This is a genomic window from Rossellomorea vietnamensis (assembly GCF_008180415.1).
Classification (GTDB): domain Bacteria; phylum Bacillota; class Bacilli; order Bacillales; family Bacillaceae_B; genus Rossellomorea; species Rossellomorea vietnamensis_C.
Window position 1 is genome coordinate 382,289 of sequence record NZ_VTEI01000003.1, and the last position, 19,535, is coordinate 401,823.

The window sequence follows — 19,535 nt, forward strand, 5'->3', positions numbered from 1 at the left end:
AATACTTCAGAATACATAGATATTTTTTGAAACTTAATGAGTATATTTGTAGACAGAGCCCAAACTGTCTGCTAAACTCGTCATATAGTGTTCTCTTTAAAGAACAACATCCTCTTTTAACTGGAAGGGATATTTTTTCGGCTCTGTCGTTCTTAATACAGAACCAACGCATGGATTTAGCATCATTCTATATTTTTTTGAAATCATCGTTCTTAATAAAGAATCTGTTCTGGGAGGTAATACGAAGATGCGAAGCCTAAGTGTGATACTGGTCATAGCCATTCTGCTCTCCGGCTGCAGTACGCAAAAGGAGTTTTTCAAGGATCTTACCCAAAACTCACAGCCTACTGCTAAAGCGGAAGGTGTGAAGGAACCACAACCTAAAAACCTCAAGGAAGAATGGGAGGAAAAAGAGACAAAGATCGATGGCTGGACGCTTGTCTGGCATGATGAGTTTTCTGACGCTGACTCCCTTGCCAATTGGAACAGCCAGGATTGGCCGTCAGAAAAAAATGAAGAATTGCAATACTACTCCCCTTCCAATGTGGAAGTGATGGATGGGCATCTGAAAATCGAAAGCAAGAAAGAAACCTACAGAGGCCGTGATTACACATCCGGCGCCGTCACAACAGAAAATAAATTTCAGTTCCGTTATGGAATGGTCGAAATCAGAGCCAAGCTTCCTGAAGGCCAGGGGTTGTTCCCCGCTTTCTGGATGGTCCCAAGTGAAGAGGACTGGCTGCCGGAAATCAATATTATGGACTTTTTAGGACAGAAGCCGAACGAATATTTCCAAGTCGTTCATTGGGAAGATGAGCAAGGCGAACCGCAGAGAGATTATTCCCACTATATCAGTGAACAGCTTGATTTCACGGAAGAGTTTCATGATTTCGGATTGATTTGGGAGCCTGGAAAATTAACCTGGACACTGGATGGGAATGTCGTGTTCCAATCTGAGGAGCACTCTCCAGACGTCCCGATGTATCTTTATATGAATACAGCGATCGGTGGGGACTGGCCCGGAGATCCCAATCCGAATGAAGAGTTCCCCAAAGAAATGCTCATAGACCATGTCCGCGTTTACCAGCAGCAGGTTTTTCAGAAGCAGTAAGTAAGGAGGAAAAACAATGACCATGATTTACATCACGTTTGCCGTGTTTTTATCTTTTGTCCTATTTCAAACTCTATATGTCCTGATCCCCCTGTTCAAAGATGAAAATAAACATAAGAACAAGATCACGAAGATGCACAGCTTTTCCGTCATTGTCCCTGCTTATAATGAGGAAAAAGTCATTGAAAACTGCATCGGGGGATTCAACCGGGTTGCCTATCAGGACGCAGAACTTCTGATCGTCAATGATGGCTCGAAGGACCGGACGCTGGAAGTTTTAAATGAGGCTCTCCTGCTGAAACCCGCGAGCCGCATGGTCGACACCCGGCTGAAGCATGAGAGAGTCACCGCCTTTTATCAATCACAGAAGTACCCCTCCATCTTTGTCATCAACAAGAAAAATGGCGGAAAAGCGGACTCCCTGAATGCGGGAATTAATTTCAGCGAAAAAGAAATTGTCATTACTCTTGACGCCGACAGCATTTTAGAAAAAAATTCCCTGAACGAAATGAACTCTGCTTTCCAAAGAAAGAGTGTCACTGCCTGCGGAGGGAATGTCTTGATTTCACAAGCGTTCAATGGCTCTCTGGAAAATCTGAAACCTACCCTTAAAGTCAACAATGTCATTAAATTTCAGTTCCTGCAGTATTTGTCTTCTTTTTACTTACATAAAAGAGCACAGGCAGCGATGAATTCGATCACCGTCATTGCCGGAGCCTTCGGGGCGTTCAGGCGGGAAACACTTTTTGGAATAAAAGGCTTCCGGAAGACGGTCGGAGAAGACATGGATATTACTCTTAAACTTCATAAATGGATCAGAGAACGCGGCAATAAGGAGAGCATCATCTTTGTTCCGACAGCTCTCTGCTACACGGAATGCCCGAGCACACTGAAAAACATGTTCAAACAGAGAGTCCGCTGGCAGAAAGCTTTCATTGACTGCCTGATTTATTACCGGAAGGATTTTTTCCGGAAGCTGCCTAAAACATTTTCGGTGTTCTTCTTGGTTGATCAGTTTATGATTGGTACACTCAGCGCGTTTCCGGTGTTGCTCACTCCCCTGATGCTTTATATGAACGGCGGCCAGCTCACGTTGCTGCTGATGCTGATGTCAGGCGCCTTCCTTCTGTTCATCTATCAAAGCTTGACGACCATGTTTGTCAGCTACCTGCATGGACTGCGTTTTTCAAAGAAGGACCTGCTGAGGTTTTTACTCTTCCTGCCGGTTGATATCATCGTGTTTCGGATGCTGATCAACTTATCGTTCGTTGTTTATGGAACCTTATCCTACTTTCACAGCCCCCACGCCTGGGACAAGCTGGAAAGGTCCGGAAAAGTCGCTTGGAAAGGAGTCGAAAGAGCATGAGAAACACCTTTGGAAAAACAGCATTTGCCGTCGGTTTTTTCACCCTATTGAGCATCATTGCAGTCGGCTTCAGCCTTACGATTGAAGAATATTCCCTGCTCGCGGAAGAACACGACGGTGTCTTTCCTGCTGAAGAGAAGGTGGAAATGCGAGCTTGTGTGAGAGGCTCCGAGATGGATGTACGGGAATTTACGGTCGATGGAGATAAAGCGGATTCCATCCCCATCCTTACATATCACCGCATCCTGAGCCAGGAGGATATGGAAAAAGTCCACTATATCAATGGAGAAGTGAACTCGATGATCGTATATACAGAGGAATTTGCGAAACATATGAAGTACCTGGATGAGAATGGCTATGAAACGCTCACTCTTAAAGAGCTTTACGCTTTTTTAAATGGAGAGATTGACATTCCTGATAAAAGTGTCGTTCTTACTTTTGACGATGGATTCAAAGACAACTACGAGGAAGCCTACCCGATTATGAAAAAGTATGGGTTCAAGGCCACGAATTTCATCGTAACGGGAGCAATCACGAATAAGAGATACTCCTTCTCTCCTAAGCTCTCGCAATACCTTAGCAAGAAAGAAATGGAGAAGAGCTGCGATGTGTTCGATTATCAAAGCCACACCTACAACTACCATAAAAGGGATGGAAACAAACCGGTGGACGAGTGGGGAAATCACCCTTCCTACCTGGTGGCGAAGTCTCAAGGTGATATCCATAACGACCTTAAAACCAGTATCCATAACCTGAACGGAGAAAACCTCGGTTTCGCTTATCCCTATGGAGAATATTCCCCAGACACCATCAGCGTCCTGAAAAAGCTCGGTTTCAAAATGGCCTTCACCGTTGTAGATGAAGCGGCGACAAGAGACCACCACCTATACGAAATTCCCAGGTACCAGATTTATCATGATGTCGACTTAGAAACGTTTAAATACTATGTGGAGCAATAGCATAAAGCAGAGCGTTTGGGTTAAGTGCGGTGGTTCAAAGAGCAGAAAAGGGAAGTCTTTCCTTTTCTGCTCTTTTAGTTACTGTTGCCTCGGTCGGGAGCGGGGGATTTTTGCTGTGATGTATACAATGTTGAGGCTGCTTCGGTCGGGAGCGGGGGATTTTTGTTGAGATGTGTACGATGTGGGGCTCACKTCGGTCGGGAGCGATGGAWTTTTGCTGAGATGTGTACGAGGTTGGGGTTGCTTCGGTCGGGAGCAGTGGATTTTTGCTGATATGTGTACGATGTTGAGGCTGCTTCGGTCGGGAGCGGGGGATTTTTGCTGAGATGTGTACGACGTTGGGGTCACGTCGGTCGGGAGCGGGGGATTTTTGCTGAGATGTGTACGACGTTGGGGTCACGTCGGTAGGGATCGGTGGATTTTTGCTGAGATGTGTACGASGTTGGGGCTGCTTCGGTCKSGAGCGGGGGATTTTTGCTGAGATGTGTACGACGTTGGGGTCACGTCGGTCGGGAGCGGTGGATTTTTGTTGAGATGTGTACGATGTTGGGCTCACGTCGGTCGGGAGCGGYGGATTTTTGCTGAGATGTGTACGAKGTTGGGGCTGCTTCGGTCGGGAGCGGCGGATTTTTGCTGAGATGTGTACGATGGTGGGRCTGCTTCGGTCGGGAGCGGGGGATTTTTGTTGAGATGTGTACGATGTTGAGGATGCTTCGGTCGGGRGCGRTGGWTTTTTGCTGAGATGTGTACGATGTTGAGGCTGCTTCGGTCGGGAGCGGTGGATTTTTGTTGAGATGTGTACGATGTTGGGCTCACGTCGGTCGGGAGCGGTGGATTTTTGCTGAGATGTRTACAATGTTGGGGCTGCTTCGGTCGGGAGCGRTGGATTTTTGCTGAGATGTGTACGAGGTTGGGGATGCTTCGGTCGGGAGCRGTGGATTTTTSCTGAGATGTGTACGATGTTGAGGATGCTTCGGTCGGGAGCGGTGGATTTTTCCTGAGATGTGTACGATGTTGGGCCTGCTTCGGTCGGGAGCGGTGGATTTCCAGCAAGATCTGTATGAAGTGCAGGTTACTTCGGTCACGAGGGTCCCCTTTTCTTCAAGATATGTATGATGTTGGCACCGCTTTGGTCAGCTAAGACGGATTCCCCGTCGGTCCCTGTTACTACGATAAAACGTCAAAGCCCCAAGAGGGATCAACCCTCTTGAGGCTTGCGAGTAAAAAGAATCAAAGTTCAAATTCCCACTCATCTTTCATGTTAAGGTAAATTACGATGAGAATGTTTTTAAGCTCTTCTTCTGTTTGTCTTTCAATTTCCATCCCGATTTTCGGCAGGATGATTTCTGCGACTTGCTTCGTCAGGACGAGCCTTTGATTCTGTTCGACTCCGGTAAAGCGCTGGGTATAAGTTTTGAGGAGCTTCCACTCTTTTGCCTGCAGCGGCTTTAATGCTCCTTCCTCGAAAGTGATGCTGTCCTGATTCAATCCTCTGGAGGCCGCCACTTTGTCTATCGGCGCCTTCTTCTTCAATTTCTTTTTTCTTTCATGAACCACAACGGTCCCGGCGGTCAAATCACCCAGGCGTTTGTGCTTTCCATGAAAGAAAATCATCAGCATGCCGACAATATAATAGAACGGCAGCATATCAATGATTCGCAAAAGATTTCGGATGAAGCTCGATAAAAGGGTGATGCTTTGGCCGTTATCCTGGATTACACGAATCCCGATAATGGATTTCCCCAGTGTCTTACCTCCTGAAAAAAATTCATAAGCAAAAAAGTATCCCCAGTTGATCACGAACAACACGATCACTGTGATGGCAATCGCTCCTGAGCTGATCGGCGATTCTTCGAAGAAATAGAGATAACCGCTCTGCAAATCCATATACAATACAAGACCGATGATCACGGAAAAATTGATGATGGCAAGGAGCAGCTGATCGATCAGGAAGGCAGCCGCCCTGCTTCCGAGCCCTGCCGCCTGGAATTGAAGGGATACATATTCGGGGGTTTTTATATCAACCTGTTCTTCTTGCATTTCTGATTCCTCATTTCCTGAATTTTGTACTATAATAGGGATGACGGAACCATCCAATAAATGTCTAATTCCTGAAACAAAAGCGCAAGCGCCCTGGTCAGCCCCGACAGGCAAATGTTCCTCATAGAAAAAAGGCGCCCTTCCTTTTATTCTATGAGGGTTATTTGACCCCGAGGGGCTGGCCGTGGATAACTTAGTTGAATTGTTTGGATAACTATGGATTATTTTAAATCCCTTAATACTAGAAATCTACTAAAAGCAGGTGTTTTAATGAACTCAAGGCAATTCATCCAGCATCACCGCGAGGATTGGAAAGAGCTGGAGGATCTGATAACCACAATGCATAAGCGAAAGAGCAAGATCAAAGGAGCCGACATCAACCGCTTCAGCCGGCTTTACCAGAAAGCCGCACAGAATCTCTCATACAGCCAGACCTATTATCCTCAGGAAGAAGTCACACCTTACTTGAACGAACTCGTCTCTAAATCTCATAATCTTCTTTACCGTGACCAGGTTTCCAGTCTGAAGCAGATCCGGCATTTCTTCGGTGTCACGTTCATCGGGCTGTTCCTTCAGCAATGGAAAATGATTGCCGCGGCCATGATCCTGTTTACCATCGGTGGATTGGGCAGCTTTTTTGCAGTAGCCGATGACCCACTGCATGTTTATTCTGTCCTTCCGGAAAATATGGCCCAAAGCTTTGACCCTGACAGGCTCGGCGAAAATGAAGGCGAGGTCGATTCGCCGATGATGTCGGCCACCATTATGACGAATAATATACAAGTGGCCTTCCTCGCGTTTGCCGGCGGAATCACATTCGGCCTGTTGACCGTCTATGTGCTGATTTATAACGGAATTATCGTTGGTGCGATTGCCGCACTATTCTGGCATTACGGAAAAAGCTATGAATTCTGGGCTTACATCGTTCCCCACGGCATGATCGAGCTGACCGCGATTTTCATTGCCGGCGGTGCCGGCCTTCTCATGGGCTACAAGCTGTTTGTCCCAGGAGCTTATTCACGCGGATATGTATTAAAGCAGCAGGCAAAACGATCTGTCCTGCTGCTTCTGGGAACCATTCCGCTGTTTGTGATAGCCGGGATCATCGAGGGCTTCATCACACCTTCTGCTTTGTCCCTGGAGGCAAAGTATCTGATTGCCGGTTTGACCGTCATTGGGTTGATCCTTTATGTCCTGATCGGGGCGATGCTGCTGAAGAAAAAACCTACAGCAGTCCCCGGTTCATAATATCGATATAGTGGGACACCGCGCTTGCCGCGAGTTTCTCTTCCCGGGCCTCCGCCATTTGGAGGCCTCTTTTTTCCCACTTCACCTTTTCCCGCTTCTTAATCAGAAGCTGCTGCTGTGCCATGCTTTTGACCATTGTATTTTTAACAGACTGAGGTTCCTCTCCGGCTCGATCCAATAGTGTCCGGTCTTCGATGCCCAGCATCAAAAATAGATGGCGCTGTCGCAGGCGCTGCAGATAGGTCAAGGCGCCTCCTTCGTGAAGGAAGGATCCGACATCACTGAACAGCAGCAGCAGACTGCGTTTTTTCTGGACGGTTTGCAGGTAGCTGAGAACAGCGGCATAATTTGATTCTGCTGAATCCACTTCCAGGTTATAAATGCTTTGAAGGATCGTCTGCAGGTGCGCCATTCCTTTTGCCGGCGGAACGAAGACTTTGACATCCTTTGAAAAAGCCAGGACCGAAACGTAATCGCCTTTTTGCAGAGCGGCTGCACTCACCGTCATGGCCGCTTCCAATGCGCGCTCCAGGCGGTTTCCTTTCGTGAGCTCTGCACCCATCATCCGGCCGCAGTCGATCAATACGGTAATATATTTTCCATGCTCCGGCTCATACTCATTCGTCATGACTTCCTGAAGCTTGGCCGTTTGGCGCCAGTTGATTTTCCGCGGATCATCTCCGACCGCATAGTTTCTGATCTTTGAAAACTCCCCGGCTCCGCTTTTCATCTTGCGGATTTTCAAACCCTCATAAAGGAGGAATTGCTGCGCATTTTCCAAAAATCGTTTCGTATCAGTCAAATCCGGAATAACTTTCACGCTTTCTTCTATCGTTAAGGTTTTTTGTTTTTCCCATAAACCCAGCTTGCTTCGGTATCGCAGGTAGAGCTTCTCGATATTGTACTTTCCTCTGACCGGCGCACTTGTTTTATAGAGAAACGAAGAAGTCCCTTCCCCGGCAGTTCCTCTTAAAGGAAAGCTGGTTCGGAATGACTGCGGCAGGCCGTCTGTCATTTTGAAAGAAAAATGATTTTCCGAACCGCTTGTGATTCCAACCGAGACATCATAATCCAGTCCTCGCTCCATTTCTCCAGGAGTTTCCCTTGTGACCGAGATCTCATTTTTCCGGGGAGAAAACAGCAGATCACTCAAGCTTAGCAGCAGAAACAGCACATTTAACGTGAAAATCAGCGTCCATGTGATGCCGAAAAAGGCTCCCAGAAGCAAGAGGGCGGAAAACAAGGCCCATGAAGCGATTAATCTTCCGGTGGGAAGGATTCCTTTATCGCGGAACAGGAACCGCCCCCACAAGTTCTTCAATGATTGTATCAACCGTTGCTCCCTCCAATTCCATGTGCGGCGAGATTTGGATTCTGTGTCTTAAAGCCGGACGTGCGGTGATTTTGATATCGTCAGGAGTGACATAATCCCGGCCCGCCATGTACGCACAGGCCTGCGCTGCTTTTCCAATGGAAATCGCTGCCCTTGTGGAAGCACCGAAACGGATGGATTCCGTGTCCCTCGTCTTTCGGACAATTTTCATGATATAGTCCAGAACACTTTCGCTGATCGTGACTTCTTGAACTTCTCTTCGGATGCTTGCAAAGTCTTCCGTACTTAATGCCGGCTCTACTGAACCTCCTCCGAAAACTCCTTCAATCACAGATCTCAGTACTCGTTTTTCTTCTTCAAGCTCAGGGAATTCAATGTTTAATTTAAAAAGAAAGCGGTCCTGCTGGGCTTCAGGCAGAGGATAGGTTCCTTCGAATTCAATCGGATTCTGTGTCGCAACCACGAAGAAAACTTCGGGAAGGGCATACGTTTCGCCCTGGATTGTCACTTGTTTTTCTTCCATAGCTTCCAAAAGAGCGGCCTGTGTTTTAGCCGGCGTCCGGTTGATTTCATCCGCTAAAAGGATGTTAGTGAAAATCGGTCCCTTCAGTGTTTGAAATGAACTGTCTTTCATATTGTAGATCGTACTTCCTGTGATATCACTCGGCAGAAGATCCGGTGTGAACTGGATACGGCTGAACTTTCCGCCAAGAAGGCTTGCCAGCGTACGGACCATCTGTGTTTTTCCGGTCCCCGGCACCCCTTCGATTAAGACGTGTCCTCCTGCCAATATCGCTGATAGAAGCAGGCGCAGGTTGGTTCCCTGCCCTAAGATCCGGCTTTCATATTTTTCTAGTAAGGATGCTAATTCTGGCTTCATCCTTCCTCCACCTCTTTCCTGAGTCGATCCAATTTCTTGGACCATAATAAGTATTCCTGCTTGCTCAATGTTTCTTTTTCCAAAGCATCTGATAGTTCTGTCACAAATCGATTAATATCCTTTTCATCGGCGGACGTCCATTTTCGCAGGAGTCCTCCGGTGCTGTCCGTCCAGTCTTTGGAATACGGGATGCCCCATTTTTCCTGAAGCAGCAGTTTCACGTAATCAGCCTGGATGTTCAATGAATCTGTGAATCTCTTACCTCTTAAATGCCAGGCGGCCAGGGCTTTGATCCGTTCATCACTGAAGCGGACGTGTTCTTCGCGGACCTGAACCACTGGACCGAACCTCTTCCCTTGATACCATAGCCATAGGATGGCAAGGAACAAGCCCTGGACCATCAGCAAGAGGAACCATTTAGGGTACAGCGTGACCACGGAAGCGTCATTTTCTCCCCCGTGTATGTATTCATCAAACAGAATCGTTCTCGGACTGCTTTCGTTGATAAGCGACAGTACCAGCGGCAGGTGATCCTCTTCTAAAATAAAATCGTTGGTCATCCATTGTGGAGCGGTTGCTGCAATCAGGCTTCCTTCTCCGACCCCTCGCTCCAATGCGACTGGCCCAGCTTCATCTGAAATGAGCACCTCATCTTCATCGGCAGCATCCAGTCGGATCGGTGCCGGGAGGAGTGCATTCCTTTTCTCATCCTGCTTGTCATTTAAGGTGATTATTTCTTCAGCATCCATCCCACCCTGAACAGTTTTTAACCCAAACATGCCCTGTGGATTGGTTTTAAACAGAAGAATCGTATTCCCTGCTTCCATAAACTCCCGGTACTGCCCGGTTTCTTCGCTCTCCGGCATGAAAAATGGTTCCACCATGATCAGCAGCTGACCATCTTCTTTTTCCAATAGATTCGGAGAAGAATTCCATCTTTCAACCTCGCCGATTTCGTTCTGCAGGTATGTAAAAACAGCTTTTGTTCCCATCGGTGCAGGTGATTCTGAAAGATAATTGGGATACTCTTTCGGTGCCCTCGATCCGATGAAGTAGCTCAGGACAGCGAACAGGAGGAGAATGACGGCTAATACGATGAGTTTGGATTTATTTTTGGCCATGATTTCTCCTCCTTACGCTTCCTTTTCCTGCTGGTTGTCCCGAAGCCATGTCTTTGCAGTTTCTTTGTACGGAATGTATTCCCTGCGAGTAATTTCCCTCTCGCCATAGGCGGCTTCATCGAACCCCAGCGCCAGGGAATAAAACTGCTCCGCCCAGTCCTTATTCACCTTTTTCAACTCTTCGTAATACTCCCAATTCGTCTTCCACTTCCTAGCCACAAGCCACTCTTTTTCATGAAAGAACAGCAGCAGGGCAAGGAATAGATGGCGGACGGCAAGTGAATAATTTTCCGCCTCTTCCTGACGCTCCGATTCTGACAGGTGCTGACTGTAAGACCAGTCTTTTTGAACAAGGTTCTGCAAAGGCTTCTGCCCCGCCATCTTCCGGTTGTAGTACACTCTCCGCGAAACGAGGAAAAGCACGATGAGAAGGGCGGCGAGTGCCGCAATGACCAGGACCACTGTGATCATGGTTCCCCCTCCTTGCGAAGCCTGATAGGCGGGAAACAGATTATTGAGCCAGTCCATGAAGGCTTCCTTGATCGACTCCCATAAGTTTTGAAGAAACCCCTGTTCTTCACTTTGGTACTGGGTATACTCCCGGTCATCAAGGAGGTCCTGCAACTCATCTCTGGCATTCTTTTCGTTGAGCAAACTGACTCACCTGACTTTCATAGAAGCTCTTTTCTTGAACTTTGCTGCTAACTTTATTAATTTCGAAAAATAGTGCTACTACTCTTGTTTATAATCCTCGATCATATCCTGCAGGTCTTCGGCACCATTCCTAATTTTCACGTCAAAGAACATAACGGCAAAACCGACGGAAATGAAAATAGTGGTAATAAGTGTGATCACATTATACAGGAGGTTGAACAGGACGCTGTTTCCTAAAAAAGCACCCAGTGTGAATTCGAGTGCCGCCGAAACAACACCTGTAATCAAGAACAGAACAATGAACACCCCAAGAAGCTTCCATCCCTGTCCCTTTGTAAGGTTCCAGCTCGTGCCGATCCCCGGCGCCGTGCCTCTCTCCGTGGCGACAATTCCCAGGTAGAAGTACCAGCGAGTCAACAGATAACCAATACCGACGGCCACTGCCAAGAAGATCAGAAGCATGAAGATTACCGTCATAATCGAACCTGCAAGTGAATCTACTGCGAATGATTCCGAGAACCCAAACATAAAGATTCCACTGAATCCGATGATCATTAGAGGCAGCACAATCAATCCGAACACAATGAGTCCAAAGACGATACTGCTCCCCACTAATGGCCAGAAGCGTGAGAACCCTTTTTTAATGACGCCTCCCAGTGTATATTCTTCACCCTTGCGAATATGGTTGACGACATGGATAATGGCAGCTGAAGCCACCAGTGATAATGCTGTACTGATAAGACCCAGAAAGCCAATGCCGAGTTCCAGAAATACATTTGTATCCTGTACAGCAAAATCCGGTTCGGTTCCCTCAAAGGCCGCCGTCATCTGGCTGAACCAGTTGTCCCCTGCGCCAACCTGCCTGAAAAAGCTTGTTCCTGCCAATAGCTCAAATAGAGCCTGCAGGAGGTAAATTGGTCCTAATAAAATAAGTAAAATCAAGAAAAAATCAAGAAATTTGTTCTTGCTCAAACGAAACGTCTGATCCAAGATCTCACCAAATCCCTTTGGCCTATTAAGCTGTGAATTCATTCTGTAGACCTCCCAAAAGTTAAAATGCAAAAAGTTTCAATATAATGACTATTTTATCATTTTTATAGAATAATACGACCAATAACTGTAATTAATGGCTCTTTTCTATGACTTTATTTATTTCATTCAGAAGATTGAAGGGTGTCTTCGCAAGGTGATTTCCCGCTCCAGACGGACGACTCCCCGGGCGGGCGGTGAATTAGCGGACGTTCAGCGGCTTACAGATTTTCAGGGCTCTCGTATAAGATATAGGAAACACAACGAACGTAGTGAATTGATGTTGACTAATCGCAGGGCAGGAGACCAAAATCCGTCAGGGGGCTGGCGCTGGAACTGGATTGCCCGTTAGTCCCGCAGGAAGTCACACCTCTTCCGCTTCAATCCTTCTACGTTTAAAATGGAAATAATAAAGCATTCAAAAGCAGCAAACTTTTAGATAAGAGCTTTAAGAAATCAAGCGAGCTTCCCAACTTAAGGAGAGTCATTTGACTAAAGCCGGTTCCCTTCGGTGAATCTAAATGAGGTTCTAACCGGAAAAATGAGCACTCCTTCATGATACTTCCTTGAAATTGAGTAACTGGAGGGGAAAATAAGGGGATATTTTCCCCTTAGTTTCAGATTTGAACCCATTTTGCAGGTGAATAGAGGGAATTTTTCCCCTTATATAAAGAAAAGACCCTTTTTTCTAGGGTTTTAAGTTAAATAAGGGGAATTTCTCCCTCTATTTCACGGTATTGTCGAGGGTGTTTATTAAATAAGGGGAATTTTTCCCTCTAATTAAGTATGTATGAAAAAGGCAAATCTAGGCTTGGTGAAACAGTTAGCTTATCTACTTTGAATCTACTTATAGTATGAGGATTATTGTAATAGCCTTTTTTATGTTAGATGATGGCGGGGATGCCATCAATAGAGTTTTCCGCAAAAATTGCTGCGGTTTTAAAAGCAATGAATAGATTCTCACTTCTTGTAGCTTTTTTGAATCACCGCGCTTATTTCAATGGTTTGACGCGGTATCCTGCTAAAGCACTATCAAACAAATTCAGTAAATTTTATGGTAGTATATTTTTAAATATAGTTATATGAATCTTTCGAAAACAAGGAGGTGATCCCATGAAGATGAAACAGGATATGGTCAACAAGTTGAAGGTGTTGTTGGGCGAGGAAAATGTCAGTACAAGCGAAGGGGAGCTGTACCGGCACAGCCGTGATGAATCCTCCCACCTTCCTGTCGAGCCTGATGTTGTTGTGTTTCCGGAAAATAAGGAAGACATCATTTCTGTATTGGATATTGCGAAAAGATACAACCTTCCTGTGATTCCGTTTGGAACAGGTTCCGGCTTGGACGGACATGCCATTCCCATCCATAAAGGAATTTCCGTTAATTTTGAAAGAATGAATCGAATCGTTTCTTTTAACCCGGAAGATTTGACTGTCACCGTACAGCCGGGAATCACGCGAAAACAATTGAATAAAGCCATCAACCGCCATGGTTTGCAGTTTCCTGTCGATCCGGGCGCTGATGCCAGCATTGGCGGCATGGTCGCTACGAATGCAAGCGGAACGACGGCGGTCCGTTTTGGTGCTATGCGTGATCAGGTGTTGAGCCTGGAAGTCGTTATGGCAGATGGAACGGTGATCACCACAGGAAGCCGTGCGAAAAAATCATCGAGCGGCTATAACCTCAATGGACTTCTTGTTGGCTCGGAAGGCACGCTTGGAATTGTTACTGAAGTCACTTTGAAGCTGCATGGCATTCCAGAACATACCGTAACGGCCCGGTGTACTTTCGGAACTCCCAAAGAATGCGCCGAGGCTGCCCAGTCTGTTTTAATGAGCGGGATACAAGTTCTGCGGATGGAGCTTGTGGATAAGGAAAGCATCAGGCAGGTGAACTTAGCAGGCGGGCACTCTTTTCCGGAAGCACACTCTCTCTTTTTTGAATTTGCGGGGACTAAAGCTTCTGCAGAAGAGGATACCGCGTTGACGAAGGAGATCGTCCTGGGTCATGGAGCGGAGAATTGGGAAAGAGCAAATACCGCTTCTGAAAGCAATGAGCTGTGGAGGGCACGCCATGAATTGTCCTACTCCTTCCGCCACATTCCAGGGATGACCCAATCAGGCGGAGATGTCTGCGTTCCCATCTCCCAGGTGGCTGAAATGGTGGTCTTTGCCCGAGCACTTATAGATGAAAGTGGACTGCTTGGCGGAGTATTCGGCCATGTCGGGGACGGAAACTTTCATACTCTGGTCGTCTATGACTCCAGCGATTTTCAGCAAACCGCTGCGGCCGAACGGATCAACGACCTTGTTGCCCGGAAAGCGATCGAGGCCGGCGGTACCTGCACCGGAGAGCATGGAGTCGGGCTAGGGAAAATGAAATACCAGGAACTTGAACATGGGGCTGCACTATCCGTTATGAAGTCTATCAAAAAACTGCTTGATCCTGATAACCGGTTGAACCCCGGGAAGATTTTTTGGTAAGCAGTAACATTAATACACAAAGCGGCAAACACCACATATAAAAGAGTGCTTCCCATCCGTTTTGGGAAGCACTCTTTCTCATTCTATTTTGTCAGCGTCCTAGTATTTGCCGCCGCTCTAATTGAATCAAAATTATAAGTTTCAAACCATCTTTCTACATTATAATCGACGGCACCTTCCCCACCCAGAATGGTGAAATTATTGATGCTTGCCCTCTCTACGGCATTAGCTGTCTCTGCGGTGACATAACTTTTTTCCACCAGCAGCATGGCTGCCCCATTCTTAGCTGCCAATACTGATCCTGTCAGTGCGTCTGCAAAATTATATCCGGTTGAAACAAACGCAAAGTTTGATGGATACAATCTTTCAGCAATATCACCGGCTGTACCAAAACGGTCTTCCCCTGAATACCTCTCAGGATTAGCCAACTGGGAATAAACTGAATTCCCGACCGCACTTTTTCCGCCGATAACTAACGTTTCAGAAACACCTTTCAAAGCTTCTTGGGTCGTCCCCGGCAGTTCCTCTTCTTCTGTCAGCAAAATCGGAAATCCTTTTCTGGCTGCATACGGGGCTATCGAAATGGCATCGGGAAAGTTTCTTCCATTAGCCACCACCGCTGTTTCAGCATTACTGTCCAGCCGCTCTGCTATTTCCGCCGCCGTTTCAAAGCGGTCAGAGCCGCTGATTCTTTCTACGTTATAACCAAGTGTCCTTATCTTTTTTTCAATACTATCCGAGATAGCGTTCTTGCCGCCTAAGATCACTACCCGGCTGGCATTCAACCGATCCATTTCTTTTCTTACCTCAGGAAGTAATTCATTTTGAGGAGTTAATAGAATGGGCGCATCCATTTTATAAGCAAGCGGTGATCCAGCCAGGGCATCCGGAAATTCATCTCCCCTTGTCAGCACTACTGTATCAGCATGTTCCCAGCCATCCTTGGATATCTCTACCGCTGTATCATAACGCGTGCTTCCGCCAAAACGATTGGCCACCTTGGCTTCTAAATTTATTTTTTGAAAAAAATTATATTTGTCTTGATACGAGGTGATGGTTTCACTGTAATATCCTTTACTTTTTAAGTAATCCAGAATTTCAGGAAGAGCTTTCTGTGTCTCATACTGATCATGAATTAATATGATGGGAATTTCACCATTTCTCTCAGCTTCTTCTACCTTCTCAATAGTATAAGAAATAATTTTGTCCTCATCGTTCCAATCCCAATCGAGGGTATCCACATTCCAGTCCCACATCTTATATCCTGCCGCTTCCATCGCGTCTCGATACGGCTTTTCCATACCAGGGATGCTGCCATAAGGCACTCTGACGACACTTGTCTTTTGGCCTGTAATATCCTCCATGGTCGAGTTGCACACATTCATTTCATTCACTGCACTGCTGGGAGAATCATAGAATTCCCCTTTTTCATGGGTTACCCCGTGACAGCCCAATGCATGGCCTTCAGACTTCATACGGCGGACTACTCCGCTATAGCTGTCCATGCCAGGCTCGAGCATAAAAAATGTCGCCTTCATATCGTATTGCTTGAACACATCCAGGAAATCATCTGTGTAGGCAGTCGGTCCGTCGTCAATCGTTATGTATACCGGTCTTTCATCCACTTTCGCCATCGTCTCGGATGGATATGAAAAAAGGATGATGGCACTGATCAGCAAAAAAGAAATAATAGAGTAATTTTTCATGAGCTTCCTCCTAATAAAATAATAGTAAGATAGTCTCGTTTCATTTACCCTATATTCTTTTCTTTATGCTTTATTAAGAAAAAAAATGTCTTTTCAGCGAACCTCCCGATTAATTGTATTGATTTTCCGACCGTTAAAATGCGAGTTAAGAACGCTCCATATGAGGTGGAGTATTAAAAAGGTCCCTGCGCCCATCAGGTCATAAATCATATCCACCAAGCAGCCTGTTCGGGAAAAAAACAACTGTGCAAATTCAGTAAAAAAGGCAGCAGTCAAAGAAACAGCCATAGTACACCTAAAACTAGTAAAGAAAACCATCAACATTGCAGCCAAGAGAAAAAAACTCACGAAGTGGCCGAATTTCTGCACAATGTAATACCTCTCTGTGTAATTAAACCGATACTCAAAGAAACTCAGAAAGTCCGGATCTTCCGTCATGATGAATTTAATCTCCAAATTATGAATCAAGGCTGTCACACTCGCCGTACATGTCATAAGAGTCAACAAACCCAAATATAAAAAAACCACCAATAACCGCAAAATGAATCCCTCCTGGTCATCATCTTTGCCAATCATCGGCGGCTCTATGCTTTTAACCCTTTCTCGGACAAATCTAGTAGATAATGAATTATTCGTGGTCGAAGTGTCGTAGATCCGGACAAATTCAAACGGAATTGAGTATCTCCCGGCCGAGGAGTCGCAATTTCAGAGAAACCAGAAAAGGGACTGTCCTTTTCATGCCTTCAAGTTTAATATAACAAACTCGCTCCCAGCTCTTCCTTTGCTGCCGGGATCACGACAGTAAAGGCTGTTTCTTCGGCACTCGAAGTGCAGCTGATACTTCCCTCATGTTTTTCCACCAGTTTTCGGCAGATATACAGGCCGATCCCCGTTCCCAGATCTTTTGTTGTATAGAATGGTTCAAATATGGCATCCAGAGCTTCTTCACTAATCTCTGGACCATTATTGGAAATCTTAATCAGAATCTCATCATTCTCAAACGTACAACTGATGGTGATTTTTCTGTCACCTTTTACCTGCTGGAGGGCATCGATCGAGTTCATGAACAGGTTCAGAAACACCTGCCTCAGTTCCTCTTTATTCCCTTGTATATACACCTGGGAATCAAGATGGGATTTCACCTGTACATCGCCGTCCACCAGGCTCGGATACAGAAATTCAATCAACTCGCTCAACATCGTGAACACAAGGAATTTTTCTTTCTTGCTCTCGATAATTTCCTTACGCGATACATGAAGAAATTGAGAGATCCTGTAGTTCAATTGATCCAATTCATGACTCATCACGTCCAAATAAGGAAGCTCCGGATAGTCACTTTTCAATAATTTTGTAAATCCGATTATGGATGTTAGAGGGTTTCTGAATTCATGGACGAAGCTCGAACTCATCTGCCCGAGGATCGTCAATCTTTCTTTATGTGTCTGATCGATATACAACTCTTTTTCCTTCAACTGCCCGTCCTTGATTTCTGAATAAAACTTTACAGCAAAATAAGAGAAACGATCAAAGACCCTGTTGATTTCCTCAAAATAGGGGTGAAGCTCCTCTATCTTTATTCCCGATGTGCTTACCCACTTGATGATTTCACTTCTGCCCACATTGACATTGTAGACAAATTCACTGATGTTCACACCGGACTCCACGCGTTCGCTGGCAACCTTACGCGCAAGCAGTTTAATCTCTTCTTCACTCAATGGCCTGCTGATAGCACGCTTCACAAGCCCGTACATTCTCACTCCATTGTTGACAACTTCTTCCTTGAATTTATCACTATCCGAAATCACAACTTTTTCCCGCCATGTCTGTAAGAATTCCTGAAAGTTTTCTTCGAGAAATAACGCAAGTACCTCAGCTGTTCTTGTCACATGAGCCACACCCTTACCAATCATTCTTACTTCTAATCATACCAAATTATAGAGTGACTTTTCGGAAAATTTCCCTCTATTAAGATTAAATTAATGTTAAAATAAAGATAAGGAGGTGACAAATGGAACCATTTAACAATTAAACCCGCCGCTCTGATTACAACCCCTGTATTCCCCTAAAACTATACTCTGGAGGTCTTCATTGAAATCTTCTACTAAAAATCAACCGCTGTCTGATCATTTATCCAAAAATCGGGAAAAATTAAAAGAAGATGTTCTGCTCTTTTACAGTGAATCTATTCCCGATATACTGGAAGCACTCTACGACACTGCCTATTTTGAAAAAGAAATCCGCCCGCTGGAACCCCTTTTCGAGTCTCCTTTCCACTACCGATTTATTGAATTTCACGGAGTGAATCTCTTTTTCGAAGGCTTTCTCTTCTCCCTTTATTCCAAGGCCAATCTTCTCGATGATTACCTGCGGGAAGATATATCAGAAGGAGTCAAAACCAGGCTCGATGCTATGACAAAAGATGCCGGCAGACTATTTAATGAAGCCGAAGTGGAATGCTTCACTCTTACCGCCTACAAAATATTCGAATTCGGAACCAATGCCGGAAAAAATTACTCTTTTTGAGGGGCTCTTTTCATTACCTTAGTTGCTGCTCAATGAGTTCCTTGGCAACCAGAAACAGCCCTTTGTCCAAGACAATCACTTATCGAAAAACTTTAAAAGAGGTGAAGGAGATGGAAGAAACATTAAAAGTGATATTAGGTAAGCTCGAAAAAATAGATACCAGATTTGAAGAGCAAGAGAAAAGTATCAATGCCCGGTTCGATGAACAAGATAAGAAATTCAACGTCCGCCTGGATCAGCAAGACCAGAAATCCGGTGCCCGCCTTGATGAACTAGAAGGTAAATTCAACGCCCGCCTGGATCAACAAGACCAAAAATTCGATGTACGCCTTGATGAACTAGAAGGTAAGGTCAATACCCGCCTGGATCAGCAAGACCAGAAATTCGATGTACCCTTGATGAACTAGAAGGTAAGGTCAATACCCGCCTGGATCAGCAAGACCAGAAATTCAGCGCCCGCCTTGATAAGCATGACAAGGCATTCGCAAGACAGGAAAATAAGTCAGAGGCCATCTACAAACGATTGTCCAATCTGGAAACCGGCCAGGATGAGATCAAGGAGATCGCTAAACGTATTGAGACCAGTCAGAACGAGGATGCCATCGCTTTGCTGAGAAACTTTCATACACAAATAGATTCCAAGACAGAGGTGTTGAATAGAAGGTTATTCAACGCAGAGACGGATATCCAGAAGCTCGAAAAATAACGTAAAAAAGCGCAAGCGCCCCTTTTAGCCCCGACAGGCAAATGTTCCCCGGAGAAAAAAGGCGGGCTTTCCTTTTATTCTCCGGGGGTTATTTGATCCCGAGGGGCTGGGCGCTGGAGCTGGATTGCACAAAAAGCGCAAGCGCCCCTTTCAGCCCCGACAGGCAAATGTTCCCCGGAGAAAAAAGGCGGGCTTTCCTTTTATTCTCCGGGGGTTATTTGATCCCGAGGGGCTGGGCGCTGGAGCTGGATTCAGAAACGCTGCCTAATTTCGATCTAAAAAATATATACTTTCTTATCTTTTTAAAAAGGGTCTTTTCGTAAACTTTGTTGCTATTTCAAACTAATTCCGAAAAAATAACCATAATTCACCGAA

17 protein-coding genes are annotated in these 19,535 nt (G+C 45.7%); 8 read left to right on the forward strand and 9 right to left on the reverse strand.

The window, feature by feature from the left end:
* Window positions 1-247 precede the first annotated feature (247 nt).
* Genes FZC78_RS08000 through FZC78_RS08010 form a run of 3 tightly spaced genes read left to right on the forward strand, consistent with a single transcriptional unit; the run spans window position 248 to window position 3,436 of the window.
* Window positions 248-1,111: a family 16 glycosylhydrolase gene (locus FZC78_RS08000; RefSeq protein WP_252183544.1), complete on the forward strand. Its 864-nt coding sequence runs from the start codon at window positions 248-250 to the stop codon at window positions 1,109-1,111.
* 16 nt (window positions 1,112-1,127) lie between these two features.
* Entirely contained in the window at window positions 1,128-2,477 is a 1,350-nt protein-coding gene (locus FZC78_RS08005) for a glycosyltransferase family 2 protein (RefSeq protein ID WP_148939155.1), read from the forward strand.
* Window positions 2,474-3,436, forward strand: a complete 963-nt coding sequence (locus tag FZC78_RS08010) for a polysaccharide deacetylase family protein (RefSeq protein WP_148939157.1) — start codon at window positions 2,474-2,476, stop codon at window positions 3,434-3,436. The genes FZC78_RS08005 and FZC78_RS08010 overlap by 4 nt, the downstream gene beginning before the upstream one ends.
* A gap of 1,230 nt (window positions 3,437-4,666) precedes the next feature.
* Here the strand turns inward: FZC78_RS08010 and FZC78_RS08015 are convergent.
* On the reverse strand, window positions 4,667-5,476 hold the full coding sequence (locus FZC78_RS08015; RefSeq protein WP_148939159.1) for an RDD family protein: 810 nt from the start codon (window positions 5,474-5,476) through the stop codon (window positions 4,667-4,669).
* Window positions 5,477-5,746: 270 nt separating this feature from the next.
* Here FZC78_RS08015 and FZC78_RS08020 point away from each other — a divergent pair, with 270 nt between their 5' ends.
* Window positions 5,747-6,724, forward strand: coding sequence for a stage II sporulation protein M (locus FZC78_RS08020; RefSeq protein WP_148939161.1), 978 nt, complete (start codon window positions 5,747-5,749; stop codon window positions 6,722-6,724).
* Here FZC78_RS08020 and FZC78_RS08025 read toward each other — a convergent pair.
* From FZC78_RS08025 to FZC78_RS08045, 5 genes are all read right to left on the reverse strand, one after another.
* The gene (locus FZC78_RS08025; RefSeq protein ID WP_148939162.1) at window positions 6,702-8,057 is read right to left on the reverse strand and encodes a DUF58 domain-containing protein; all 1,356 of its coding nucleotides are present in this window, start codon (window positions 8,055-8,057) and stop codon (window positions 6,702-6,704) included. The two genes, FZC78_RS08020 and FZC78_RS08025, sit on opposite strands and share 23 nt — an antisense overlap.
* Window positions 8,008-8,937, reverse strand: coding sequence for an AAA family ATPase (locus FZC78_RS08030; RefSeq protein ID WP_148939165.1), 930 nt, complete (start codon window positions 8,935-8,937; stop codon window positions 8,008-8,010). Before FZC78_RS08030 ends, FZC78_RS08025 begins: the two co-directional genes overlap by 50 nt.
* Complete coding sequence (locus FZC78_RS08035) at window positions 8,934-10,058, reverse strand: DUF4350 domain-containing protein (protein WP_148939167.1); 1,125 nt, start codon at window positions 10,056-10,058, stop codon at window positions 8,934-8,936. The genes FZC78_RS08030 and FZC78_RS08035 overlap by 4 nt, the downstream gene beginning before the upstream one ends.
* 12 nt (window positions 10,059-10,070) lie before the next feature.
* Window positions 10,071-10,712, reverse strand: a complete 642-nt coding sequence (locus tag FZC78_RS08040; RefSeq protein WP_148939169.1) for a DUF4129 domain-containing protein — start codon at window positions 10,710-10,712, stop codon at window positions 10,071-10,073.
* Window positions 10,713-10,790: 78 nt separating this feature from the next.
* A complete protein-coding gene (locus FZC78_RS08045; protein WP_148939171.1) occupies window positions 10,791-11,744 on the reverse strand; it encodes a glycerophosphoryl diester phosphodiesterase membrane domain-containing protein in 954 nt (317 codons plus the stop codon).
* Between the two features lie 1,116 nt (window positions 11,745-12,860).
* On the opposite strand from FZC78_RS08045, the gene FZC78_RS08050 reads away from it, so the two are divergent.
* The gene (locus tag FZC78_RS08050) at window positions 12,861-14,225 is read left to right on the forward strand and encodes an FAD-binding oxidoreductase (RefSeq protein WP_148939508.1); all 1,365 of its coding nucleotides are present in this window, start codon (window positions 12,861-12,863) and stop codon (window positions 14,223-14,225) included.
* Between the two features lie 83 nt (window positions 14,226-14,308).
* On the opposite strand, the gene FZC78_RS08055 is transcribed toward FZC78_RS08050, so the two are convergent.
* The 3 genes from FZC78_RS08055 to FZC78_RS08065 all read right to left on the reverse strand — a co-directional run bounded on the left by FZC78_RS08055 (window position 14,309) and on the right by FZC78_RS08065 (window position 17,817).
* Entirely contained in the window at window positions 14,309-15,931 is a 1,623-nt protein-coding gene (locus tag FZC78_RS08055; RefSeq protein ID WP_148939173.1) for a cell wall-binding repeat-containing protein, read from the reverse strand.
* A 93-nt stretch (window positions 15,932-16,024) separates the two neighbouring features.
* Complete coding sequence (locus FZC78_RS08060; protein WP_148939175.1) at window positions 16,025-16,471, reverse strand: VanZ family protein; 447 nt, start codon at window positions 16,469-16,471, stop codon at window positions 16,025-16,027.
* Window positions 16,472-16,680: 209 nt separating this feature from the next.
* The gene (locus FZC78_RS08065) at window positions 16,681-17,817 is read right to left on the reverse strand and encodes a sensor histidine kinase (RefSeq protein WP_252183545.1); all 1,137 of its coding nucleotides are present in this window, start codon (window positions 17,815-17,817) and stop codon (window positions 16,681-16,683) included.
* A 202-nt stretch (window positions 17,818-18,019) separates the two neighbouring features.
* Here FZC78_RS08065 and FZC78_RS08070 point away from each other — a divergent pair, with 202 nt between their 5' ends.
* From FZC78_RS08070 to FZC78_RS08080, 3 genes are all read left to right on the forward strand, one after another.
* Complete coding sequence (locus FZC78_RS08070) at window positions 18,020-18,454, forward strand: hypothetical protein (RefSeq protein WP_148939179.1); 435 nt, start codon at window positions 18,020-18,022, stop codon at window positions 18,452-18,454.
* Between the two features lie 110 nt (window positions 18,455-18,564).
* Window positions 18,565-18,861 carry a hypothetical protein gene (locus FZC78_RS08075; RefSeq protein WP_148939181.1) on the forward strand — a complete coding sequence of 99 codons (297 nt, stop codon included), beginning with the start codon at window positions 18,565-18,567 and terminating at the stop codon, window positions 18,859-18,861.
* A gap of 116 nt (window positions 18,862-18,977) precedes the next feature.
* The gene (locus FZC78_RS08080; protein ID WP_148939183.1) at window positions 18,978-19,160 is read left to right on the forward strand and encodes a hypothetical protein; all 183 of its coding nucleotides are present in this window, start codon (window positions 18,978-18,980) and stop codon (window positions 19,158-19,160) included.
* Window positions 19,161-19,535 lie beyond the last annotated feature (375 nt).